This window comes from Flavobacterium agrisoli, assembly GCF_016522065.1.
Lineage (GTDB): Bacteria > Bacteroidota > Bacteroidia > Flavobacteriales > Flavobacteriaceae > Flavobacterium > Flavobacterium agrisoli.
Genome location: NZ_JAEHFV010000003.1, coordinates 332,027 through 355,348 on the forward strand (window position 1 = coordinate 332,027; position 23,322 = coordinate 355,348).

Below are 23,322 nucleotides of genomic sequence, written 5' to 3' on the forward strand. Positions count from 1 at the left end.
AAAAGATAAAAAAGTTTGACTTCGGAAAAATCAAGAATTTGCTAAGCCTTATATGCGACCTTTAATGCTTAAATCGATTAAGATTTTAGCGGCTTCGGTTTGGCTATTTGCAGCAAATCCATCCACAAAAACACCTTTTTTTCCTGAACTAGATTTGATTCCATACACAATAGCCTCATCACCTGGATCCGAATTTCCTTCGTACCTGTAAATGTGCACAATTTCAAATTTGGCAGGATTTTTTATAATAGATTCTTCGTTGAGATTGAAATCGTAAGTAAACCCTTTTTCATGCAATTGATCGAGTGCTTTAGCAATGGTGCTGTAGTGATACATTTTGGCCATAATAGTAAAGTTTAAGTTGAATCTTAAATGTAACTAATTTAAAATGATTTGCTTGTAAAAGGATTGTTAAAGTAACGGGGCAAATTTCGATTTGGCAATTTAAAAGTAGTAAATTTGCCTCGCAGACCGCCTTATCGCCGTTTCTTCTGATTGCTATCAGAAAGAGAGGGAGGAAAGTCCGGACACCACAGAGAAGCATAGCGGGTAACACCCGTCGGTCTCATATCGATTGGGATTAGGACAAGTGCAACAGAAAGTATGTACAGGTAATGCTGTAGTGAAACCAGGTAAACTCTATGCGGTGAAATATCAAGTATATCAGCATTTAAGGATTTCTCGTTCGTTGCTGAAGGGTAGATAGATGGATCCCGTTAGTAATATCGGGACTAGATAAATGATAAGGTATTTTTGAATGTTGAAAAGCAATTCAAAAAGAACAGAATCCGGCTTACAGGTCTGCTATTTTTTCAAATAAAAACACTACGATTCGTCTTTGGTAGTTCGCACCAATCCTATTCCTGATATAAAAAATACCATTCCTAATATTCCAAAAATAATTAGTGATTTGATGTCTTTCGTTTCGCCAGTAGTATCTGCAAAAACAAAAGCTGCATAAATTAGTCCGGCAATTCCTAATGTGGTAAGCAATGTGCCAAAAATACGTTTCAGGTTCATGATAATTTGTTTTATATTTAAATCAAATTTAATGGGAAGAGTTTCATTTCGCCTTATATAATTTTGATTTCGTTTTATAGGATTGTAGCGCAGAAAAATGCTTTTTTAACCTTTAAATAAACGAAGGAAACCATAATCATTGTCGGTTTTTTAATACATTTACATTAAAATATTAGAATTATAATGATGAAAAAAATTGTATTTACAGCATTGTTTTTGGGAATGGTTTCGTTCTCACAAGCACAAAATTTAGGAGATTTAAGTAAATCGGCTAGCGCATCTGCTAGCAAAGCGGCTTCTTCGGCAACCAGTTCATTTGATGTTGCCGGAATTTCCAATCAAATCATGGGCGTTTTGAATCCGAAATTAAAATTAACCGAGGCACAAAAACCGATGGTGAATTCGTTGGTAAATGATTTGTTGAACAAAAAGAAAAGTATTTTACCTAAAGCGGTTACTGATAAAGCAGGTTATGCTGCCGGTATGAAAGGAATCAATGATACGTTTACTTCAAAAATGAAAGGTTTGGTAAATGCTTCTCAGTATACCAGTTTATTGGGAATTTTGCCAAAATCAGCAAGTTCTGTTTCGCCTTTAGCTAAAATGTTATTTTAATAAAATCAATAAATTATTTAAAAGAGAAAACGGCTTTATAGAGCGGTTTTCTCTTTTTTTTATGTATAAAGAGATTAAGTTTTGGTTTTAAATGAGGAAGTCTATCCAAAAGTGTTTTAGCTCATTTCGATTTAATTTTAAAAGCGTATATTTATACTATTCTCTTTCAGTAAAATAAATGAATTCCTTTTGTATTTAAAAAGAAGTTAACAATGCGTTTTTTTTTAATTTTTGAGTTGGGTTTTTATCTGTTCTGCATTGGCACTGTTCAATCGCAGGAATTGACTATTTATACCATGCCTGCCCCCAAAAAGATGGATTGGGAATCGCCTAAAAAATTAATTAAAAGTTGTTTGTTAAATAAGATTGTTAAATCGCCTTATGGAGAAAACAGACATCCGATTGGGCACATGGTGATTGAATTGAAAGATAGCACCCGCTACGAAATGGTTGGAATGGCGCCCGAAACGAGTTTGCTGCCCATGAATAAAATCACTAAAGAAGGTTATGGTTTAGGCGTTTTATTTGCTGTTATTGATGGTAAATTAGAGCGCAAAGAAATTAATGTGCCTCAAGTAGAAGAGCGTGTTAAAAATGGAGATATTGCATTTGTAAATTATAAGATTAATCAAGCTGTTTTTGATCGGTTGTGGTTGTATTTGGTTGATTACCAATATAAAGGTTATGATCAATTTTACAACGGAGGCAATCGTCCTAGAGAAGGTGCTGGTTGCGGTTGTTCTGCCTTTGCTATTAGCTTTTTAGAAGTGGCTGGTATAGAGGATTTGTTACCTATTGAGGAGTGGAAAGTAAATGTTTTGGTTCCAGATGAATTTATTGGAGGACCGTATTGTGATAATAAAAAAGTGCCTTTTTACAAGTTGTTTTTTGCTCAAAAATGGGCCGATGAAAGCACAAATACCGAATCCTACGAATCTCTTTCGTTGTACGAACCCACTAAAATCTACAATTGGATTTTAAAAAAACATTATAGCCCTGTTAGTTTACCCAATGTCTTTAAAGCGGTTAGTGGCAATGCTAAAGGATTAGTTGTAGATGCCCGTACACAAGCATTTCCAACAGAACCTATTTGGTATGTGCAAAATGACAAGAAGTAACTAAACAATGGTTTTTACAATTGTTTTTGTTCAATTAAAGCTTTAATCTTCATCATCTTCTACCAATCGTAAAGTAGCATTTTCTTCTGTAAGTTCTTCATCTTCATCCGTCGAATTGAATTCGAAAAAAGAGAAAAATGAACCACCATAATTTTTTTGAAACGAAAAATTACTCAAATGCTCTAATTTGGTATATTTAGAATGTTCGATAATCATCATTCCGTCTTCGTGAAGTAATTCTTTATCAAAAACAGTTAAAATAATTTTTTCGAAAGTTGCCTGATCCAATCCGTAAGGCGGATCGGCAAAAATAATATCAAAGGATGATTTGCAATTTTCTAAATATTTAAAAACATCACTTTTGGTAGCGGCAATATCAAAATCAAATTCGGCCGCTATTTGTTTAATGTATTTTACACATCCAAAATCGGCATCAACTGCTGTTACAGGTTTACTTCCTCTCGAAGCAAATTCGTAACTGATGTTGCCAGTTCCTGCAAATAAATCAAGCACTTTTAACTGATCAAAATTGAAAGTATTATTTAAAATATTAAACAATGCTTCTTTGCTCATATCGGTTGTTGGTCTTACCGGGAGATTTTTCGGTGGGCTAAGGCGTCTACCTTTGTATTTACCAGATATAATTCTCATGATTGAAATAAGATAAAATGTTGTTGATTCTGAGCTTTTGAGTAGTAGTTTTTAGATTGTAAATCGGTAGTATCAAACAAACTTACATTGCGAATGTATTTGTATGCTAGTTTAAAATAAGCATCGTTTTCTGAAATGGTTCCTAACAATTCTAATTTAAAAAATTCAGGATTAAGTTGCAACTGTTCGGCTGTAAAAAGCAAGTAATAAATAAAATCTTCGGGCGTTTGGTATTCAAATGAATTGAATAAAAGCAATTGTTGGTTTTGCACCACTACAATTTCAAAATGGCCTGGGTTAAAATGCACCACCATTTTTTTCTCGTCGTTATTTTTGGATGCATCTAATAATTTTTCGACCAAAATACTCGAAGCGTGTTTGTAATCAAAACTGCCAAATTGATCGATAAAGAAATTATTAATATTTACATAAGGAATGTAAACCGAGTTCATGTGGTAATTTTGAATTTCATCAAACGCAAAAAAATCAGTTTGAAAAACTTTGGTATTGTATTGCAAATAACTGCCTAAATAATTTTCATCAAACAAAGCCGTCGGTACAAATGTAGACAAGTTGTTGTTGTGTACAATTATAATGTCATCATAGTGGTCTTTTAATTCGGGATAGCGACTAAAAGCATCGGCAAATAAATCTTCAATTGGAGTGGTTTTGTGTATGTTTTCGAAATGAATTTCATTCAGCGAACTAATTTTGTTGTTTAAAGTATCAAAACAACAAAAAGAGAGTCCGTTTAACGAAACTTGAAGTGCTAATTTTTTGTATTGTTTGCTGATGATATTGGTATGAGATGCTGACATAGTTGAATTTACAATGCGTTACTTGTTTTGGGGCAAGTGCATAGAATGCGTACACAAACTTACAAAATCAATTTTAATAACTCAGACAAAATTAAAGTCCATGCAAAAGCTTGGTTTTTTTATTCTTTTAAAAAGTTCAATCTACTATTTTTTACTATTTTGTATGTTAGTTCATTTTTAATAACAGGTTAATTATGAGTAAATAAAAGGTTTTGTATTGTGATAGTTTTTAAATTTTAAGGAAGTAATCCGTTTAACTTCTTTTAAAAAGCCCTTACTTTGCAAGCAAATTATCACCTATGAGCTCCTCCTTATTTTATAGTTTATTGAACAAAAAATTTCCATACGCTCCCACAATGAAGCAGGATATTTTTTTTCAGAAAATAGCTATTTTTTTAACGGAAAACTCGAATGAATCGCTTTTTGTTTTAAAGGGATATGCCGGAACGGGAAAAACCTCGGTTATTTCGACGATTGTGAATAATTTATCCGAAATTAATAAAAAATATGTTTTGCTAGCTCCAACCGGAAGGGCTGCAAAAGTAATTGCTAATTATGCCGAAAAACCAGCTTTTACGATTCACAAGAAAATTTATTTTCCTAAAAAAGCATCGGGTGGCGGAGTGGCTTTTACTTTACAACCCAATAAGCATAAAAATACCATTTTTATTGTTGATGAAGCTTCGATGATTTCGGATACCAATTCCGATTCAAAATTATACGAAAATGGTTCTTTGTTAGATGATCTGATTAGTTATGTGTATTCGGGGATCAATTGCAAATTGATTTTTTTAGGTGATACCGCTCAGTTACCACCTGTAAATTTAGATATTAGTCCGGCTTTGGATACGCAATCTTTGGCGCTACATTATAACAAAGAAATCGAATCAATTGAATTGGATGAGGTAATGCGTCAAGAGGAAAATTCGGGGATTTTGTTTAATGCAACCGAATTACGCGAGTTACTTCAAGATCATTTTATAACCGAATTTAAATTTCAACTCAAACCTTTTGCAGATATAGTACGGTTGCAGGATGGGTATGATATTCAAGATGCAATCAATCAATCTTACAGTAATTATAGTATTGAGGATACTGCTTTCATTGTAAGATCCAACAAACGGGCCAATTTGTACAATGAACAAATTCGAACTAAAATTTTGGATAAGGAAAGTGAGCTTTCTGCCGGAGATTTTTTGATGGTGGTAAAGAACAATTACTTTTGGTTAAAAGATTCGAATGAAGTTGGATTTATTGCAAATGGTGATATAATTGAGGTTTTAGAAATTTTTTCGATACAAGAGTTATACAGTTTCAAATTTGCTAAAGTAAAAATTCGACTTATTGATTATCCGAATCAAAAGCCGTTTGAAACTATTTTACTTTTGGATACGATAAAAAGCGAATCAGCTTCTTTAACTTTTGAAGAATCCAACCGATTATACGAAGAAGTTATGAAGGATTATGAAGAGGAAACTACCAAATATAGGAAACTTCAAAAAGTCAAATCCAACGAATTTTTTAATGCCTTACAGGTGAAATTTTCATACGCCATGACTTGTCATAAATCACAAGGTGGGCAGTGGAATACCGTTTTTATAGAGCAACCTTATTTGCCAAATGGCATCGATCAAGATTATGTAAGATGGTTGTATACCGCCATTACCCGAGCTAAAAACAAATTGTATTTGATTGGTTTTAAAGATGAATTTTTTAAAGAAATTTAATTAAAAAGTTCAGTTTATAAAACATAAAATAAAAAAAATCTCGGCTAGTAGATTTTGCACTAGCCGAGATAGATTTGGATTAAAAGGGGTTTTTGGATTATTTTTTAATAATCTTTTTGATTATTTCTTTTTTACCATTTAAGATTCTCACAAAATAGATTCCATTACTTTGTTGTGTTAAATCTACTATTTGATCTCCTTTAGCTTGTTCTTTTGAGAAAATCAATTGTCCTGAAGTGTTATAAACGGCAATGTTTGTCGTAGTGTTTTCAGGAGTTTGAACTGTTACATAATCAGTAGTTGGATTTGGATAAACTGAAATTTCAACATTTTTTATTTCTTCAGTTATAATCTCGGCTACCATTTTACTGGTAGTTCCCGATTTTTTAATTTCAATCCAATCGATATCAGCGCTTTCTCCAGTAGCATTTGATCGTAAAATAATGGTGTTATTTCCGCTAACCAAATTGGCGTTTATAGCTGAAGTAGTAAATTCACCACTAGCTGTTTCGCTCAAGGATAAAGTTTGAGAAACGCCATTAATCAAAATAATGGCACTTGGATTCATGCTGGCTTTACGGGTATATCTAAAAGATACTTGGTAACTTCCTGCTGTGTTGGCATTATAATTCCATACAATTTCTTTTCCACTATCATTTGATAAATTGATCGTGATGCCATTATCTGCATTTGGATATGATTTTAAAGCGCCATCATAAGAAATGGTTCCAGCATCCGAGTTTTCAATTCGAGTAGGAGTACTAGGTGTTGTGCTGCCTGCTGGAGTAGCCGAAGCAGCATTCGAATTGATAGAAGCATTGGCTTTTATCCAATAATAATAAGTGGTTCCGTTAACTGCAGTAGCATCGGTATAACTAGTTGTTGAAGTAGAAACAGCGGTTAATTTAGTTCTTCCTGCTGGATCAGCGTCGGTATCACGATACACTTCTAAACCTGTAATAGTAAGGTTGTTTATCGTCCAATTTAAAGCAACAGATGCATTTCCGGCAGTAGCAGTCAAGTTAATCGTTCCCGACACTGGTGCTTGTGGCGTAGCCGAAGCAGCATTTGAGTTAATTGAACCATTCGCTTTAATCCAATAGTAATAAGTAGTTCCATTTACAGCGGTAGCATCAGTATAACTTGTGGTTGAGGTAGAAATGGCAGTTAATTTAGTTCTTCCAGCAGGATCAGCATCCGTATCACGATATACTTCGAAACTAGTAGCAGTTAAGTTTGTGGTTGTCCAATTTAAATTTACTGAAGCATTACCTGCTGTTGCTGATAAAGTTACAGTTCCTACTACTGCTGCTTGAGGAGTAGCCGAAGCCGAATTAGAGTCGATAACTCCATTTGCTTTAATCCAATAGTAATAAGTAGTTCCGTTTAAAGCGGTAGCATCAGTATAGTTATTAGCTGTAGCGGTTAAATTAGCTAATTTTACTCTTCCGCTTGGGTCAGCATCGGTATCACGATAGACTTCAAAGCTCGTAGCTGTTAGGTCTGCAATAGTCCAGTTTAAAGTAACAATTGCATCTCCAGCTGTTGCAGTTAAAGTAACAGTTCCAGTTGGCACTACAACCGTAGATCCGTATTCAATAGCTCCTAAATCTGGTTTGCTTCCGTTGTAGGTAATACCTGTACTGGTAACACCTGCATCAATCAAACTACTTCCTGCTTTTAGTTTTAAAAATCCGTTAGCGGTTGGCGTTGCATTTGGACCAGGAGTTAAGGTTTCAAAATCAGAACTGCTTACTGAAAAACCACCATTAGCGCCTATAAAGGAATTTGGAGCTGTTTTGGTACCGATGATTCTGTCATTGGTTGAATTACCAAAAGATAAATTGTTTTTCCAAACGTGTGTAGCACCATCACGAGTGTGAATATTATATTCGGCATTATTATACGAAGTGTTGTTTGTAAATTCAATCGAACCGATATTTCCGTTATCGGTAAATCCATGTTTTCCATTGTTGTACGCTATACAACGACGTACAATGTGGTTTACTTTATCCGATGAAGAACCTAATTTAAATCCGTTTTTATCACCACTACCAGTAGTTCCTCCAGTGGTTAAAATTCCGTTATCATGGGCAATACAATCTTCAAATAAAATAGCTCCAATTGGTCCCGTATCGCTTTTGGTATATAAATCCCAACCGTCATCAATATTATGGTGAGAAACACATCCGCGGAAAATGTTACCGGTTCCACAAGTTAATTTCGCTGCAAAACCATCGGCGTTTTCGTTGGTCGAATCATGATTGTCGTATGCTTCACAGTTTAAAATTAAATTGTTTGAAGGCCATTGGCTAATGCTGGTAGCAGAAGTGTTGTAGCGACTCAATTGTAAACCAGTATCTTTATTTTTTCTGAAAATACAGTTTTCAATTTTGTTATTATTTCCTGATAGTAACATACCATTATCACCTGCATTTTCTATGATGATTCCTTTAAAATGCCAGTAATCTCCATCCAAAACAATTCCTCGGTTAGAAGTGCTTTCTACCATTGCCGAGAAATTTAAAATTGGCGTACCATCATAAGCAAAGACTTTGTTTAAAGCTGATGAACCATTTGCTGTAATTAAGATTGTAGAAGAAAAGTTATAAGTTCCTCCTTTTACAAAGATAGTTCCTCCTGCAGTCACGGTAGTTAATGCTTTTTCAAAAGTAGTTGGCAAAGCTTGTGTGCCTGGATTGTTGGCAGATCCATTTGTTGCTACATAAATTGTAGCGCCGTTTCCTGGTGTAGTACTACCTGCAGGTGTAGCTGTTACGCTATTAGAGTCTAAGTTTGTATTGGCTTTAATCCAATAATAATAAGTAGTGCCATTGCTAACGGTTGTATCAGCATAAGTGGTTGCGTTAGTGGCTAAAGTAGCCAATTTAGTTCTTCCTGCTGGGTCAGCATCGGTATCTCGGTACACTTCTAATGCTGTAACAGTTAAGTTAGAAGTTGTCCAACTCAAATTAACTGTAGCATTTCCTGCTGTAGCGTTTAATGTAATAGTTCCATTTGAAGTTGCAGCAGTTGGAGTTGCAGCCATAGCATTCGAATCTACTGAACCATTTGCTTTAATCCAATAGTAATAGGTAGTTCCTCCGACAGCAGTAGCATCGTTATAGGTTGTTGTAGAAGCTGATACATTCGAAAGTTTAACTCGCCCACTTGGGTCGGAGTCGGTATCACGATATACTTCGTAACCAGTGGCAGTAAGGTTGCTAACAGTCCAATTTAAAGTTACCGAATTTTGACCAGCTGTTGTAGTAAGATTTACTACAGGATCTGGTGTTGGTACCACAACTTGTCCTTCTCCTTGAATGTACACCAATTTGGTTTTGTAACTGGTAAGGGCACTTTTTAGAGGGACATTTAAATCGTATGAAGCATCGTCAACCGAATTGTTAAAAGTCCATTTAAAGTCACCGCCATTTTGTCTTCCTGCATATTGTTTTACATTTGCCATGGCCACTTCGGGACTATCGGCAGTATAACTGTACATAATGCTAGAATTAGTGTCAAAATTATTGTGTGTATTTCCACCAGACGAAGATTTGATGTTGCTTGCCATAGTTTGATTTCTGCTAGTTGCAACAAAGGCATCAAAATCGACCGTAGAATTTGGATAGCCACTTGCACCATAGGGTACAAATCGTTTTTGTCCAATCATATAGTTATTAAAGGCTTTAATAGATCCACCAGCTTCTTTAGAAAAAGTGGCCATTTCTCCTGCATTATTGCTTTGTGAACTTTCGTCAAAAATATCCGAACCTTGCATTGAAGTTAAAATAGGATATTTACAATTTCTGAAATAATTTCCCTCTACTAATAAAGAAGAGCCTAAGGTAGAACCTACACCGTATTTCGAATTTCCATCGTAATAATTGTTATAGATGTGTGCCGAATAATAACGAACACGTGGATGACGCGAATCGGAGTGATCATACCAGTTATGGTGATAGGTTACGTACAATCCAGACGTAGTTCCTTCACTTAAACCTAATAAATTTGATTTTCCAGTATCCCAAAAGTGATTATAGGCAAATGTTACATAAGTCGATTTTTTACAATCTAAGGCGCCATCACCTTTTGCCTGATCGGCATCACTTCCTGCATCGCCATAAAATAAATCTACATTGTGAACCCAAACATAATCATTACCTTGTTGTAAGCCTACATTATCGCCTTCACCACTATTACAGTTCATGGTTGCAATATTGCGGATTTCAATATTGGAAGCATTTTTAATTCGAACACCCCATCCATCAGCTACTGCATCTTCACCAACACCCTCAAGTGTAATAAAACTTGCGGCATTATTGGAGTTTTCAATAACAATATCACCCGCCATCATGTATGACAAATCGGTAATTTGTCCTACCATTCGGATAATTAAAGGGCGTGTGTCTTTTCCTTTTTTAAAGGCATCCAAAATGGTTTGCAAGCCTACGCAAGGATTTGCCGATGCTCCTGTAACATCCAACGAAATGGTGTTTTTGGTTTTTTCGGTTACATACAAGATAACGGCTCCCGATTTTGGAGTTCCGTCTGCATTATATGCACCAGGAACACGACCATTTGCAAATGCAAATCCAGAACGATCGTGTGCTTTAACGGTTAAATTTCCTGTTGTTGCTGCCGTGCCTTCGGTTCCAGAAATAACAGGGGCAACTTTTAGAGTGTATGTACCGGCTTTAAGGCCTAATACATCGGCTCTGAAGTACGAGCCGTAACTCCGAATTAATGGGTCGTCAATTTTTTTATTGGTGACACCATTTCCACTATAATACACATTATAGCTTTGAGCACCCGAAACGGGTTGCCATTTAACATAAGCAGATTCAAGCCAACCTGCCGATTCGTTAATAGTAACTGTTTGTCCAATTGAGTAATGACTTGTCATCAAAACAGTTACCAAAATCATTAGTTTTTTTAACATTTGATTTGGGGTTATTAGTTAATAAAATGATTTTTAATCGATTAGAGATGTAATCGATTGCACAAATGTAAGTAAATTACTCTTTAAAAAAATTTAATATTATCAAATTGTTATTAAAACTCACAAAAAAAATGAAAACAATATTTTTTTATAACATAAAATGTAAAAATTACAATTATGAAATTCGTAGTAAAGTATTGTTTTCGTTGGGTTTTTAAAAAAAGGAGTATTTTAGGAAGAAGTAAATTTTTATAAGGAATTTTTAAAATAAAATCCCAAAAAGCAATTTTAAGTCTTTATTAAACGAAAGTTCTCGGGTAATATTGTAGTAGTAAGATTATTGCAAAAAAAAGTTTGACTCGAAGCCAAACTTTTTTCTGAATTTTATGTTATAAAATGTTATTCCGATTCTTGCATGGTATGATAAACATTCATTACATCATCGTCTTCTTCAATTTTTTCGATTAATTTTTCAACATCAGCAATTTGCTCTGCGGTCAATTCTTTTGTTATTTGAGGAATACGTTCAAATCCAGAAGATAAAATTTCTAAACCTCTCGATTCTAATTCTTTTTGAATAGCACCAAAACTACCAAAAGGCGCATAAATTAAAATACCATCTTCGTCTTCAAAAATTTCTTCGGCGCCAAAATCAATTAATTCTAATTCTAATTCTTCGGCGTCTATTCCTTCTTTCGGAATTCTAAAATTACAAGTATGGTCAAACATAAATTCAACCGAACCTTGTGTTCCTAATGTTCCATTGCATTTGTTAAAATAACTACGAATATTGGCAACCGTACGATTGTTGTTATCAGATGCTGTTTCAATTAAAATGGCAATTCCGTGTGGGGCATAGCCTTCAAAAAGTATTTCTTTGTAATTGGCAGTATCTTTATTGGTTGCATTTTTAATAGCACGCTCCACATTGTCTTTGGGCATATTGGCTGCTTTCGCATTCTGGATAACCGCTCTCAATCTTGAATTGGATTCAGGGTTTGGTCCGCCTTCTTTAACGGCCATTACAATATCTTTACCAATTCGAGTAAATGTTTTGGCCATTGCAGCCCAACGTTTCATTTTTCTACCTTTTCTAAATTCAAACGCTCTTCCCATTTCTATTGTATTAAATTGAGTTGCAAAAATACAGTTATTAGTTATTTATCCAAAAACAAAATTTATTCTTTTTAATTTAAAAAAAGGGAATCGAATATATTACTTATAATGATTAAAATCGTTGATAATAGTAACGGCTTCACTTAAATAGGGATTGTTTTTTAAGTTGTCAATTTGGTATTGATTGATGGTTTTTTCATTAGGATAAATTCCAAGTAAAAATTGATTTAAAGTCGAATTGTAAACATCTAAAGGATTACTTGTTGCATCGTATTTGGTGATTTTTTCCCATAAATCTTGTGAAACTTCATTCAGTTTGATAACCGAATCTAACGTCATCGGAACTTCGGTTTTGGATTGCTCTACCAATTCATTTATGCTTTTATTAACGGTTTTCATGTTGTTGAAATACTCGTTTTGTGCAATTCGCTTTTTGCTATTTTCTGCTAGTTTATTAATTAAATCTCTTTTTACAAAAGGTTTGAATTTTACCGAGGGTACAATACTATCGTTTTTGATAGCTGTTGGAAAATCACGCTCTTTTTGAAACATGTTCTCGTAAAATTCGGGTAAAACCACATCGGGAGTTACGCCAATATATTGGTGACTTTTTCCAGTTATACGGTAAAATTTATTAATGGTTAGTTTAACAAAATCGGTAGCACTAGTTTCATCCAAAGGTAAAATGGTTTGCATGGTTGCCTTTCCTAAAGTTGTATTTCCTAAGAGTAAGGCCCGGTTGTAATCCTGCATAATGGCCGAAAAAAATTCGCTAGCCGATGCCGTATTGCCATTTACTAAAATTACAATTGGTCCTTTGTACAACATGCCTTTATAAGGATCATCAATTAACATTTGTGTGTGGGTTTTATCTATCACAATCGAAATAGCTCCAGTGTTAATGAACATTCCGGCTAATTTAATGGCTTCTTCCATCGAACCACCGCCATTGTCTATCAGGTCGATAACCAATCCTTTAATGTGGTCTTTATCTAATTTGTAAATTTCTTTTGCCACATCTTCGGCACAACCTGCGCCGCCTTTTCCTTCTAAGTCGGCATAAAAACTCGGAATTTTAATATAACCTACCTTACTTTCTTTACCGATTATAAAACTGAATACCGAATTTTCTTCATCTTTCATCACTTTTTTTTCGATATAAACATCAAAGTTTTTTTTCGAATTTCGTTGTAAAGTCAAGGTAATGTTTTTATTGGTTTCGGACGAAATTAAATTTGAAATCGCTTCTAACGACGCGCAGGAAACCTCTAGCTTTTCTTTTTGATTGGAGACCGCTACAATTTGATCGCCTTTTTTTATTTGTCCGGTTTGAAAAGCGGGACCATTCGGATCAATTTCGGCAACAATAATTTCGTTTTTTTCGTTTAAACTTACCGTTAATCCCATTGATAAGTGCTCTTTGGATAACGAAGCTTCGAAAGTTGATTTGGAATCGTCGCTAAAATAGGCGGTATGTGGATCAAAATAGGTACAGAAATAATTGTATAATAATTCTTCAGGTTTTGCATCGGTGCTAAGTAAGGTATTAACATGGCAAATTTCGTTTGCAATAGTTTTCTCTTTAATAGAAGGTTCTATTGTTTCGAAATGGGTTTTTAGCGAGTCGGTATTTTTACTCAAAACAGCAATTTCGTCTAGTATTTCAAACCGAATTTTTTTGCGCCATACTTTTTCCACTTCATCTGCTTTCATATAAACCGGAAAAGATTTTTTAAAAAAACGAATGGTATCGGGTTTTGAATAATCAATTGGTGTTAGTTTAATTTTTTCTAAAACAGCTTTTTTGCGTTCTAAACCCGTTTTATGAACGGCATACATTTCTGTTAAAAAAGAACAGTCATTTTTTAAAATATAATCGTCCAAATGCAAGCGGTACTTTTGAGCCAATACATCGTATTCGGATTTGAGGAAAATGTTTCGGGAAGGATCAAGTGCATCAAATAAATTATCAAAAACATATACCGATAAACTATCGTCTACAGGCTTTGGCATTACGTGTTCTCGTTTTATTAATTGATTGATTTTGTTTAAAACAACGCAAGTGTTTTTTTGAGTTTGTGCTTGTAATAGGTTGAAAATTAAAAGGAAAAATAAGTAATGTATTTTCATAAAAAAGTGATGAGCATTTGTACTAAAATTACACTATTTTTAATTAAAACCGATCAACATATGATAATATTTCGAATAAAATCAAAAAAAAGGTAGCCTTATTCTTGGAAAGGCTACCTTTTATGGAGTGTCATTTTAATTTGTATTGTGTTATTTTTTGTAAAAAGGCAATTTTACTACTTTGGCAGGCACATCATTTTTACGAATTCGAATAAAAATTGGTGTATCGACCTCGCTGTTTTTAACGTTAACATAGCCCAAACCAATTCCGATATTCAATGAAGGTGACATGGTTCCAGAGGTTACAATTCCTATTTCGTTGCCATTAGCATCTACAATCACATAATCATGTCTAGGAACTGCTCGTTCTTTCATTTCAAAAGCAACTAATTTTTTTGTAACACCTTCCTCTTTTTGTTTTTTTAAAGCTTCAGAATTGGTGAATTCTTTGGTGAATTTGGTAATCCAACCTAAACCAGCTTCGAGTGGAGAAGTAGTGTCGTTGATATCGTTTCCGTACAAACAAAATCCCATTTCTAAACGCAAGGTATCACGCGCCGCCAAACCTATTGGTTTAATTCCGTAAGTAGCACCAGCTTCAAAAACTTTGTTCCAAATAGCTTCGGCGTCTTCGTTTTTACAATAAATTTCAAAACCGCCCGAACCCGTATAGCCGGTGGCCGATATGATTACATTTTCAAATCCAGCAAAATCACCTACTTTAAAATGGTAATAATTAATAGCACCCAAATCGATTGAAGATAACGATTGCATGGCTTCAACAGCTTTTGGTCCTTGAATGGCTAACAAAGCATATTCATCCGAAAGGTTTTGCATGTTTACGCCCAAATCATTAAACGAACTAATCCAATTCCAATCTTTCTCAATATTCGATGCATTTACAACTAATAAATACTCTTCTTCTTTCATTTTGTAGATAATCAAATCATCTACAATTCCGCCATCATTATTCGGTAAACAAGAATATTGTGCCTTTCCTACGGTTAAATTGGCAGCATCATTTGAGGTCACTTTTTGAATTAAAGCCAAGGCATTTGGACCTGAAAGCAAAAACTCGCCCATGTGTGAAACATCAAAAACACCTACATGATTACGAACTGCTTCGTGTTCGGCATTTACGCCTTCGTAAGTAATTGGCATGTTATATCCCGCAAAGGGCAACATTTTTGCGCCTAAATTTTCGTGTATGTGTGTAAGTGCAGTATTTTTCATTTTCTTGAAATGTTAGTTTTGAAAGGCAAATTTATTCAAAAAATAAGAGAAATACGTAGTTCAAATTTCAAAAATCGGAATATTTGTAGGGTAGTGAATTTTTGATATTTCTATTTTTTGTATTATTACAAAAAAAATAAAATGAAAAATTTCGATATAATAAAAGTTATACTAGTTGCGATTTTTGCCCCTCAATTCATGATGGCACAGCAAACAAAAGAGAGCGAGAAAAACAAAGAAACCTATACAATTGAAGATTGTGTCAATCATTTTGAAGTTGATAAAGCCAAACAAACCAAAGTTGGATATCAATATTGGTTTGCTGATAAAAATTTTACCGATGAAATTACGTTGAAAATGAGTATTGTCAATCCGCATCAATCCACACATGCGCCTCATCGGCATATTGAAGAAGAATTGTTTTATATTTTAGAAGGTTCTGCCGAATTTTATTTGGATGGAAAAAAAATAATTGCCGGACCCCAAACAAGTTTGTATTGCCCGTCGAATAAAGAACACGGAATTAGCAATGCCGGTGAGACAATTTTAAAATATTTAGTAATTAAAAAGGACTTAAAATAAATTCTTTTATAGTAAAATACAATCACCAAACGGGAATCTTTATCGCTAAAAATTAAAGTATGAAAACGGCTGTTTTACTTGATAAAAAGGAAATACTTCGGTTTTATAAAAAAACAAATCCGCAAACGCATAAAGGTTTGCAAGGCCATGCTTTGGTTATTGCGGGAAGTTATGGTAAAATGGGAGCGGCGGTTTTAGCTTCTAAAGCTGCTTTAAAATCGGGCTGTGGTTTGGTCACTGCTTTTGTGCCTCAATGCGGGTATACAATTTTGCAAATTGCCAATCCAGAAGTGATGACTATTACGGATGAAGCTGAAAAGGAAATAACAAAGATTAGTACTCATAATAAGTACCAAGCTATTGGTTTGGGACCTGGAATCGGATTAGCCAATATTACCCAAAATGCCGTTTTGGATTTTTTAAAAAACAATCGAATTCCATTGGTTATTGATGCCGATGCCATCACCATTTTACCACAAAATCAAGATAGGTTGTCTTTTTTACAGCCTAAAACAATTTTTACACCACATCCCAAAGAATTGGAACGTTTAATAGGAAAATGGGAATCGGACGAAGACAAATTCCAAAAAACCATTCTGTTTTCAAAAAAATTTGATGTGGTAATGGTTATGAAAGGTGCTCCAACTTTTATTATTTACCAAGATGAAATTTATAAAAATACATCTGGCAATGCGGCTTTGGCAACTGCTGGAAGTGGAGACACGCTAACCGGAATTATTACTGGACTTTTAGCGCAAGGTTATTCGCCGTTAGAGGCGGCTCAAATGGGTGTTTTTTTACACGGATTAACAGCCGATTTAGCTATCTCTGATATCGGAACACATGCTTTTATAGCTTCGGATTGTATTGCCTATTTGGGTAAAGCCTTTTTGTTTTTAGAAGCCGAATAACTCAATCAAATAAACTAAGTTTGTGAAATGGGTTTTTTAAAAAGAAAATGATCCAATTCAGTAAAGCAACAAATTTTAAAATGGATAAAATTTTTGATTTAAGAACAGTTACCGTTATGCGCTACATTACGCCTTTGCGCGAAGGAGGATCGCTGCCTGCCTTGGCCGAAGCTGACGATGATTTTAAATATGTTTTAAAATTTAAAGGTGCTGGTCATGGTGTAAAAGCTTTGATTGCCGAATTAATAGGTGGACAAATAGCTAAAGCGTTAGGTTTGCCTTTGCCTGAATTGGTTTTTGCGCATTTAGACGAAGCATTTGGTAGAACGGAAGCTGATGAAGAAATTCAGGATTTGCTACAGTTTAGTCAAGGGCTCAATTTAGGCCTTCATTTTTTATCGGGAGCCATTACTTTTGATCCTGCTGTAACCGTTGTGAACGAACTTTTGGCTTCGCAAATTGTTTGGTTGGATGCGTTTATTACTAATGTTGACAGAACTTTTAGAAACACCAATATGCTCATTTGGCATAAAGAATTGTGGCTTATTGATCATGGTGCTTGCTTGTATTTTCATCATTCTTGGAACAATTGGGAGCAACATGCTATGAGTTCGTTTAAACTAATTAAAGATCATGTTTTATTACCGCAGGCTTCACTTTTGGATGAAGTAAATGCCGATTTTAAAAAACGTTTAAATCCCGATGTTTTGCAAGAAATTGTTAACACAATTCCAGACGAATGGTTGCAATGGGAGGAAAGCGAGCAAACAGAAGCAGAGCTTCGAAATGTGTATTTGCAGTTTTTAATTACACGATTAAATCATTCTGAAATTTTTGTAAACGAGGCTAAAAATGCAAGATAATTTTTTATATGAATATGCTGTAATTCGTGTAGTACCCAGAGTAGAACGCGAAGAGTTTTTAAATGTAGGCATTATTTTGTTTTGCAAAAGAGCCAAATTTATTCAAGTTGTTTTTGAGGTTAACGAAACGAAATTAAAAGTATTGGCTTCCGAATTGGATTGTGAACAATTGTTGTGCAATTTAAAAGCCATGCAACAAATAGCTTCAGGGTTAAAAGGAGCGGGGCCTATTGCCGAGATGGATGTTCCCTCGCGTTTTCGTTGGTTAACTGCTGTAAGAAGCTCTTCTATTCAAACATCAAGACCACATCCTGGTTTGACGTTAAATTTAGAAGATACCATACAACGTTTGTTTACAGAATTGGTTTTATAACCTTCTAAAACAGATTTTTTCGAGGTAAATAAATTCTAGCGGTTCATTTGTCGTGGATTGATGTAGTGGACTTTCAGGAAAGGGTTCTCTTTTTCCAGTTTCTACGTATCCGTGGCGTTTATACCAATCAATTAATTCTGTTCGTACCGAAATTACAGTCATAACAATGGTTGTAAGTTGCAATTGCAAAGCGACTTTTTCAGCTTCTTTTAGTAATTTTTTTCCAATTCCGCTATTTTGTATGTCGGGAGAAACGGTAAGCATTCCTAAATACAATTTTGTTTCTTCTTCCACTAACAAAACGGTTCCCAAAATTTGATTGTTTTGTGTAAATTTTAAAAGTGTATTTTTTTCAGTAGTTAAAATTTCTTGTAACTCAGCTTCGGTAGTTCGCAATCCGGCCAAAATATTCGCTTCGGTAGTCCAACCTTTTTTAGCATTTTCACCTCGGTAAGCGCCGTTGATTAATTCATTTAAAGCTGGAACATCTGCTAAAGTAGCTTTAGAAATCATTTTTTGTTTTTTAGCTATTATCGAATTTCTTCAAAAGTAGTTCCTTGGCGAATGTCACCAGTATTGAAACCTTTTTTAAACCAATACATACGTTGTTCTGAGGTTCCATGTGTAAACGAATCGGGAACGACTTGTCCTTGCATTTTTTTCTGAATAGCATCGTCACCTACAGCATTTGCGGCACTCAAAGCTTCGTCAATATCACCAACATCTAGATTTTCTTTGTTATAATGTGCCCAAACTCCAGCATAAAAATCTGCCTGTAATTCTAAAGCAACAGAAAGTTTATTGGCTTCTGCTTGTGATTTGCCTTGTTGCATTTTACGCATTTGATCCGATGTACCCAACAAGGTTTGAATATGATGGCCAATTTCGTGCGAGATAACATATGCAATCGCAAAATCACCTCCTTTAGCTCCAAAACGGCTTTGTAATTCATCAAAAAAACCTAAATCCATATACACCATTTGATCGCCAGGGCAATAAAAAGGACCCGACGCAGAGGAAGCTCCCCCGCAGGCTGTTTGTACCGAACCTCTAAACAAAACCAATTTAGGTTGTTTGTAGGTCATACCATTTTCTTGAAAAATTTTACCCCAAATATCTTCATTATCGGCTAAGACTACTCGCACAAATTGCCCCATTTCTTCATCTTCTTTACTTAAAGGAACTGCACTTTGGGTTTGTGCAGGTTGTTCCTGCATTTGCTCTAAAACAGGCGTAAGCAACTGTGCATTTTCGCCACCAAATACATTTAGTAATAAAATAATGATACCAATAATTCCGCCACCAACAGCGACTTTACCTCCCGAAATACTTCTTCGGTCGTCTACGTTGTTACTTTGTCTTCTGCCTTGCCATTTCATAGCTTAAATTTTATAAGTTTTGTTTCTTTTAAAAGGTGTCGAATTTTTTCACCAAGTTTTCACTTTCAAATGAGGAATTAATGTTTGATAAAAATTGCTGACTTTTATCCAATTCGAAATAAATTCCTCCTACATATTCTATGATTTCATCGTTTTTAATTACATCGGCATATTCTTCAATCCAAATGTATTCGCCCGATTTTCTTTTAATCTGATATTTAGAATGTATTGATTTACCTTTCCGAATACTCATCATTTGTTGGTTGATGATTTTTGCTTTTTGAATAGGATGTATTAAGTCTAAAAAGGAAATTTTATTTTTTAAAAATTCTTCTTTTGAGTAACCTGTAAGTGCTTCAATCGTATCATTTAAATAAACTTTACTAGCGTTTTGATCAAATTTAGATAAGTAAGCGGTTCCAGGAATGTTATTCACAATCAGCTTAAATCTTTGTTCGCTTTCAATCACACGTTGTTGGTTTCGGGTCCGTTCTAGAAAGTTTGAAATATTATTTGCCAATGTTTGTAAAATAAGCAATTGGTCTTTGCTTAATTTTTTTTCAGAAGTGCAATTGCTGAGACCTAAAAATCCTTTAATGTGGTCGTTTTCGTAAATCGGTAGCAAAACCATGCACAAGATGTTTTTTTGAATGTAATATTTCTTTAAAACAGAATCGTCCAAATCTTTAGTTTTAGCTTGAAAGTAAGAACTGTTGTTAATATTTTTAATAATTTCGGAACACTCTCCTTCGGTAAACTTTGTTTCAAGCACTTTCGTCTCGGTTCCTTTTTCTAGCGTCCATAAAAAGCGTCCCACAAACAAACCTTCATTGTCTTTCTCATAATACGTCATCCGGTCAGCACGACTTGCTTTTCCAATGGTTTGAAAGGTGAGATTGAACATGTCATCAACACTTTCGTTAGATAAAAAGTTTTCGGTACATTTTGCTACTGCAGCAAGCAATCGGGTTTTGTCTTTTAATTTTTTTTGTTGTTTTAGTCGTTTGTGAGTTGCAATTCCTAACGAAATAATATCAGCAATAGTTTTTGAAAAATAGGCATCATCAGTATCCCATTTTCTTTCTGTTTTGCTTTCAAAACAAAGAATTCCGTACAGCTGTCCATTGACATAAACGGCCGAATCAATTAAAGAACGTACTCCAGTTTGGTCTAAATAATCGTGACTGAATTCGGAGGTTTCGTATTTGCTTAGTACATCCGAAACGATGATTTGGGTTTTATTTTCGATTGCTTCAAAATATACGGGAAAATCAATTCTTTTAATGACTGCTTTTAAATCAATTTTAAATGAAGGATCTTTGCTACAGCCCAGTTTGCATCTAATTTCTTCGGGTTTGTAGGACCAATACGTAGTGCCACAAATATCATTATTAATGGCGGTTTCATTGAGGATATACGCAATTGATTCATTTGCGTTTTTAAAAATGGTGAAATCGGTAGTGGTTAATCTTTTTATGATTTCGGTATATTTTATTTTTTTCTCTAACTGCAAATTTTTCTGTTGCTCTGCTGTTTTTTGAGTTGTGATATCTCGTGCAATTCCCGAAAATCCAATAATTTTACCAAATTCATTTTTTCGTACAATAACTTTTTGTGACACCCAAACTTCTTGACCATTTTTTTTAAGTAAGGGCAATTCGATTATGGGAAAATCAAGTTGTATATTTTCTAAATTCTCGTAAAAATCGGCAGCAATATTTTGGTATTTTTTACTTATATAAAAAGTATAATGTTTTCCAATTACATCCGACTCTCTATAATTTAAAGTTTTTAAAGCAAAATTGTTGACAAAAGTAAAATGACCTTTATTGTCCATTTCGAAAATTAAATCCGATGCGGTCTGGATAAGGTTTTGAAATTGATCTCGAATGATGTATTGTTCTGTAATATCTTGACCCACACCAATTATTAAATCCGTTTCTAAACGTTTGTCTTTCCATTGTATGTATTTGTAATCGCCGTTTTTACATTTTAATTTTCGGGTATATAATTTATCTTCATCGTGTTCTTCAAAATATTTTTGACCTACAAATTCGGCATCTTCTGTTAATCGCCAATATTCCATTCCCATTACTTCTTCTGGTGTATATCCCAAAATTGTTTCGATGGAATCACTGCAATACAAACATTCGCCTCTTTTATTACAAGCAACAATTAATGAATTTCCTTTCTGAACAATTTCATTCGTAAAACGTAATTTATCTTTAACATTCATCAGAATTATATGGCGAATTTGATTAATTACAATGATGATTATACTGAAATTAATCAAGATTATAGCAGCTTTTATTGGAATAATTTGAAAAGCAAAAATGCTTATTAGAAACAGAACAGTAGCTCCAATAAAGCAGTAATAAAAACGTACTGGTTTGATAACATTATACGAAAAAAATAAAAAAATTAAGAAACCGATTGAAGGTATGACAGTATCTTTTAAAGTAACTATATGATAACTAACGTAACTGAAGTAAACTAAAAAAAGTCCTATAAAGATATAATAAATTTTATTGTATAAAAATGAAAACTTTTTAAAGAGATAATAAAATAAGGTGATGGTAACTCCGATTAAAAGGTTAGAAACCAGAACAGTTTTACTTCTTAAACTCATTATCTCGAAAATGAGTTCAGAAATAATTATGGCATAACCAATAAATAAAAAATACAAATGGTATTCTTTTTTAGTGCTTTCTCGTTCTTTATATTTTTCGTAATAATTTTGTTTTAATTCGTGGTTTAGCGAAATAAATCTATAAAAAACGAAAAGGGATAAACTTATAATGGCTAAGAAAAGAATGGAAATTCTAGGAATATCATAACCGTACTTATTTATAAAATCATTAAGATTATCAATATTGAGTAAATCAAACAAAATCAATGATTTATTGGTTAAAGTTTTGAGTTGTAATATGGGGGCTAGCATTGCCATTTAATCTATTTTTTTTAAATTGAATTATTCAATTGTTCCTATGCTGTCAATCGGGTCGAGATTTTCTCTAGAAAGGATAGCATGATATATGGCATAGGTCATTGAATAATTTAATGGTATTGTAAAAAAGACCCCGATGCAACAACCAATAAAACCTAACATAGAAGCTAAAAAGGCCGTGATAATTAAACCTGCAAGTACGATAGGCTCTTTAGTCATAATTGTATAACTTCCTTTTATTGCTTCAATAGGTTCTAATTCTCCGAAAATAACCAACGGAATTGCCAAATAGCTAATAAAAGATATGATTAAGGTAATTCCTAAACCCAAAACAGTAAGTCCAATTTGTTCGGTCAAAGAGCTTATTAAAATACTAATAGCACTTATTATAATAGTTGTGCTCACTATTTTTGAAAAATAAGGCGCTTTATAATAATAAAACATAGAGGAAACTTTAAATGTTTCGTCTTTTTCGGCACTGTCTGCCATTTTATAAAATCCAGCCATCAGTGGACTGATTACGGCACCCAAAAATAGTTGTGCGATTAACGAAAACAGTAAATGAATACCTGTTAAGCGAGTTTGTAGTAATTGGGGTAAAAAATTTTCGCTCAAAGCAACTGCACCGTAGAAAGCAAATAAAATTCCGATTCCGATAAATCCCGCTATAATTGAAAATACTATGATAATTAATCCTGCGTAAGCGGCTATTTTTTTATAATTTTCGAGAGCATGTGTGAAGACTGTTGAAAAATAGAGTTCAAATCCATGTTCTTTTATGGTTTTAATTTGGCTTTTTGTGGTAGGTTGCATGTATATTTTTTTGAAGGAACTATATTTTGTGGTAAATATACTATTTTTTTATAGAAAGAAAGCGTTAACATTTATTCGTTATTG

The 23,322-nt window shown here is 33.9% G+C and carries 19 protein-coding genes and 1 other RNA gene; 8 read left to right on the top strand and 12 right to left on the bottom strand.

All coding sequences use genetic code 11. From position 1 onward, the window contains the following. Positions 1 to 48: 48 nt before the first annotated feature. A complete protein-coding gene (locus tag I5M07_RS09685) occupies positions 49 to 345 on the bottom strand; it encodes an SH3 domain-containing protein (RefSeq protein WP_200106236.1) in 297 nt (98 codons plus the stop codon). A 118-nt stretch (positions 346 to 463) separates the two neighbouring features. Here I5M07_RS09685 and rnpB point away from each other — a divergent pair. Further along, positions 464 to 812: RNase P RNA component class A (gene rnpB, locus I5M07_RS09690), an RNA gene on the top strand. 13 nt (positions 813 to 825) lie between these two features. Here the strand turns inward: rnpB and I5M07_RS09695 are convergent. Beyond that, positions 826 to 1,020, bottom strand: coding sequence for a hypothetical protein (locus I5M07_RS09695; protein WP_200106237.1), 195 nt, complete (start codon positions 1,018 to 1,020; stop codon positions 826 to 828). A 183-nt stretch (positions 1,021 to 1,203) separates the two neighbouring features. On the opposite strand from I5M07_RS09695, the gene I5M07_RS09700 reads away from it, so the two are divergent. Then, positions 1,204 to 1,635 (top strand): hypothetical protein, encoded by a 432-nt coding sequence (locus I5M07_RS09700; protein WP_200106238.1) that lies wholly within the window; start codon positions 1,204 to 1,206, stop codon positions 1,633 to 1,635. 212 nt (positions 1,636 to 1,847) lie between these two features. Beyond that, complete coding sequence (locus I5M07_RS09705) at positions 1,848 to 2,753, top strand: hypothetical protein (RefSeq protein WP_200106239.1); 906 nt, start codon at positions 1,848 to 1,850, stop codon at positions 2,751 to 2,753. A 42-nt stretch (positions 2,754 to 2,795) separates the two neighbouring features. Here I5M07_RS09705 and I5M07_RS09710 read toward each other — a convergent pair whose 3' ends face one another. Both I5M07_RS09710 and I5M07_RS09715 read right to left on the bottom strand, forming a co-directional pair. Then, on the bottom strand, positions 2,796 to 3,404 hold the full coding sequence (locus I5M07_RS09710; RefSeq protein WP_200106240.1) for an RsmD family RNA methyltransferase: 609 nt from the start codon (positions 3,402 to 3,404) through the stop codon (positions 2,796 to 2,798). Continuing rightward, complete coding sequence (locus I5M07_RS09715; protein WP_200106241.1) at positions 3,401 to 4,222, bottom strand: DUF3822 family protein; 822 nt, start codon at positions 4,220 to 4,222, stop codon at positions 3,401 to 3,403. Before I5M07_RS09715 ends, I5M07_RS09710 begins: the two co-directional genes overlap by 4 nt. A 299-nt stretch (positions 4,223 to 4,521) precedes the next feature. Here I5M07_RS09715 and I5M07_RS09720 point away from each other — a divergent pair, with 299 nt between their 5' ends. After that, entirely contained in the window at positions 4,522 to 5,949 is a 1,428-nt protein-coding gene (locus I5M07_RS09720) for an ATP-dependent DNA helicase (protein WP_200106242.1), read from the top strand. Between the two features lie 97 nt (positions 5,950 to 6,046). On the opposite strand, the gene I5M07_RS09725 is transcribed toward I5M07_RS09720, so the two are convergent. From I5M07_RS09725 to gcvT, 4 genes are all read right to left on the bottom strand, one after another. Next, positions 6,047 to 10,891: a pectate lyase family protein gene (locus I5M07_RS09725; RefSeq protein ID WP_200106243.1), complete on the bottom strand. Its 4,845-nt coding sequence runs from the start codon at positions 10,889 to 10,891 to the stop codon at positions 6,047 to 6,049. Between the two features lie 399 nt (positions 10,892 to 11,290). Further along, entirely contained in the window at positions 11,291 to 12,007 is a 717-nt protein-coding gene (locus I5M07_RS09730; RefSeq protein WP_200106244.1) for a YebC/PmpR family DNA-binding transcriptional regulator, read from the bottom strand. Positions 12,008 to 12,106: 99 nt separating this feature from the next. Then, positions 12,107 to 14,137, bottom strand: coding sequence for a carboxy terminal-processing peptidase (locus tag I5M07_RS09735; protein ID WP_200106245.1), 2,031 nt, complete (start codon positions 14,135 to 14,137; stop codon positions 12,107 to 12,109). Positions 14,138 to 14,287: 150 nt separating this feature from the next. Further along, positions 14,288 to 15,370: a glycine cleavage system aminomethyltransferase GcvT gene (gcvT, locus tag I5M07_RS09740; protein ID WP_200106246.1), complete on the bottom strand. Its 1,083-nt coding sequence runs from the start codon at positions 15,368 to 15,370 to the stop codon at positions 14,288 to 14,290. Positions 15,371 to 15,511: 141 nt separating this feature from the next. Here gcvT and I5M07_RS09745 point away from each other — a divergent pair, with 141 nt between their 5' ends. The 4 genes from I5M07_RS09745 to I5M07_RS09760 all read left to right on the top strand — a co-directional run bounded on the left by I5M07_RS09745 (position 15,512) and on the right by I5M07_RS09760 (position 18,099). Beyond that, complete coding sequence (locus I5M07_RS09745) at positions 15,512 to 15,952, top strand: cupin domain-containing protein (protein ID WP_200106247.1); 441 nt, start codon at positions 15,512 to 15,514, stop codon at positions 15,950 to 15,952. A gap of 59 nt (positions 15,953 to 16,011) precedes the next feature. Then, positions 16,012 to 16,863, top strand: coding sequence for an NAD(P)H-hydrate dehydratase (locus I5M07_RS09750; RefSeq protein ID WP_200106248.1), 852 nt, complete (start codon positions 16,012 to 16,014; stop codon positions 16,861 to 16,863). An 80-nt stretch (positions 16,864 to 16,943) separates the two neighbouring features. After that, the gene (locus tag I5M07_RS09755; RefSeq protein WP_200106249.1) at positions 16,944 to 17,726 is read left to right on the top strand and encodes a HipA family kinase; all 783 of its coding nucleotides are present in this window, start codon (positions 16,944 to 16,946) and stop codon (positions 17,724 to 17,726) included. Then, positions 17,716 to 18,099, top strand: a complete 384-nt coding sequence (locus tag I5M07_RS09760) for a DUF3037 domain-containing protein (protein WP_200106250.1) — start codon at positions 17,716 to 17,718, stop codon at positions 18,097 to 18,099. Before I5M07_RS09755 ends, I5M07_RS09760 begins: the two co-directional genes overlap by 11 nt. Here I5M07_RS09760 and I5M07_RS09765 read toward each other — a convergent pair. The 4 genes from I5M07_RS09765 to I5M07_RS09780 are packed head-to-tail and all read right to left on the bottom strand — an operon-like array spanning position 18,094 to position 23,238. Next, positions 18,094 to 18,612, bottom strand: coding sequence for a GNAT family N-acetyltransferase (locus I5M07_RS09765; protein WP_200106251.1), 519 nt, complete (start codon positions 18,610 to 18,612; stop codon positions 18,094 to 18,096). The two genes, I5M07_RS09760 and I5M07_RS09765, sit on opposite strands and share 6 nt — an antisense overlap. A 17-nt stretch (positions 18,613 to 18,629) precedes the next feature. Beyond that, positions 18,630 to 19,478, bottom strand: a complete 849-nt coding sequence (gene ypfJ, locus I5M07_RS09770) for a KPN_02809 family neutral zinc metallopeptidase (protein ID WP_200106252.1) — start codon at positions 19,476 to 19,478, stop codon at positions 18,630 to 18,632. Between the two features lie 28 nt (positions 19,479 to 19,506). Then, the gene (locus tag I5M07_RS09775) at positions 19,507 to 22,425 is read right to left on the bottom strand and encodes a PAS domain S-box protein (RefSeq protein ID WP_200106253.1); all 2,919 of its coding nucleotides are present in this window, start codon (positions 22,423 to 22,425) and stop codon (positions 19,507 to 19,509) included. Positions 22,426 to 22,449: 24 nt separating this feature from the next. Beyond that, entirely contained in the window at positions 22,450 to 23,238 is a 789-nt protein-coding gene (locus I5M07_RS09780; RefSeq protein WP_200106254.1) for a hypothetical protein, read from the bottom strand. Positions 23,239 to 23,322: the final 84 nt, after the last annotated feature.

Coding starts and splice junctions, on each gene's coding strand:
- I5M07_RS09685 (WP_200106236.1), bottom strand. CDS start 345: ATGGCCAAAATGTATCACTACAGCACCATTGCTAAAGCACTCGATCAA.
- I5M07_RS09695 (WP_200106237.1), bottom strand. CDS start 1,020: ATGAACCTGAAACGTATTTTTGGCACATTGCTTACCACATTAGGAATT.
- I5M07_RS09700 (WP_200106238.1), top strand. CDS start 1,204: ATGATGAAAAAAATTGTATTTACAGCATTGTTTTTGGGAATGGTTTCG.
- I5M07_RS09705 (WP_200106239.1), top strand. CDS start 1,848: ATGCGTTTTTTTTTAATTTTTGAGTTGGGTTTTTATCTGTTCTGCATT.
- I5M07_RS09710 (WP_200106240.1), bottom strand. CDS start 3,404: ATGAGAATTATATCTGGTAAATACAAAGGTAGACGCCTTAGCCCACCG.
- I5M07_RS09715 (WP_200106241.1), bottom strand. CDS start 4,222: ATGTCAGCATCTCATACCAATATCATCAGCAAACAATACAAAAAATTA.
- I5M07_RS09720 (WP_200106242.1), top strand. CDS start 4,522: ATGAGCTCCTCCTTATTTTATAGTTTATTGAACAAAAAATTTCCATAC.
- I5M07_RS09725 (WP_200106243.1), bottom strand. CDS start 10,891: ATGTTAAAAAAACTAATGATTTTGGTAACTGTTTTGATGACAAGTCAT.
- I5M07_RS09730 (WP_200106244.1), bottom strand. CDS start 12,007: ATGGGAAGAGCGTTTGAATTTAGAAAAGGTAGAAAAATGAAACGTTGG.
- I5M07_RS09735 (WP_200106245.1), bottom strand. CDS start 14,137: ATGAAAATACATTACTTATTTTTCCTTTTAATTTTCAACCTATTACAA.
- gcvT (WP_200106246.1), bottom strand. CDS start 15,370: ATGAAAAATACTGCACTTACACACATACACGAAAATTTAGGCGCAAAA.
- I5M07_RS09745 (WP_200106247.1), top strand. CDS start 15,512: ATGAAAAATTTCGATATAATAAAAGTTATACTAGTTGCGATTTTTGCC.
- I5M07_RS09750 (WP_200106248.1), top strand. CDS start 16,012: ATGAAAACGGCTGTTTTACTTGATAAAAAGGAAATACTTCGGTTTTAT.
- I5M07_RS09755 (WP_200106249.1), top strand. CDS start 16,944: ATGGATAAAATTTTTGATTTAAGAACAGTTACCGTTATGCGCTACATT.
- I5M07_RS09760 (WP_200106250.1), top strand. CDS start 17,716: ATGCAAGATAATTTTTTATATGAATATGCTGTAATTCGTGTAGTACCC.
- I5M07_RS09765 (WP_200106251.1), bottom strand. CDS start 18,612: ATGATTTCTAAAGCTACTTTAGCAGATGTTCCAGCTTTAAATGAATTA.
- ypfJ (WP_200106252.1), bottom strand. CDS start 19,478: ATGAAATGGCAAGGCAGAAGACAAAGTAACAACGTAGACGACCGAAGA.
- I5M07_RS09775 (WP_200106253.1), bottom strand. CDS start 22,425: ATGGCAATGCTAGCCCCCATATTACAACTCAAAACTTTAACCAATAAA.
- I5M07_RS09780 (WP_200106254.1), bottom strand. CDS start 23,238: ATGCAACCTACCACAAAAAGCCAAATTAAAACCATAAAAGAACATGGA.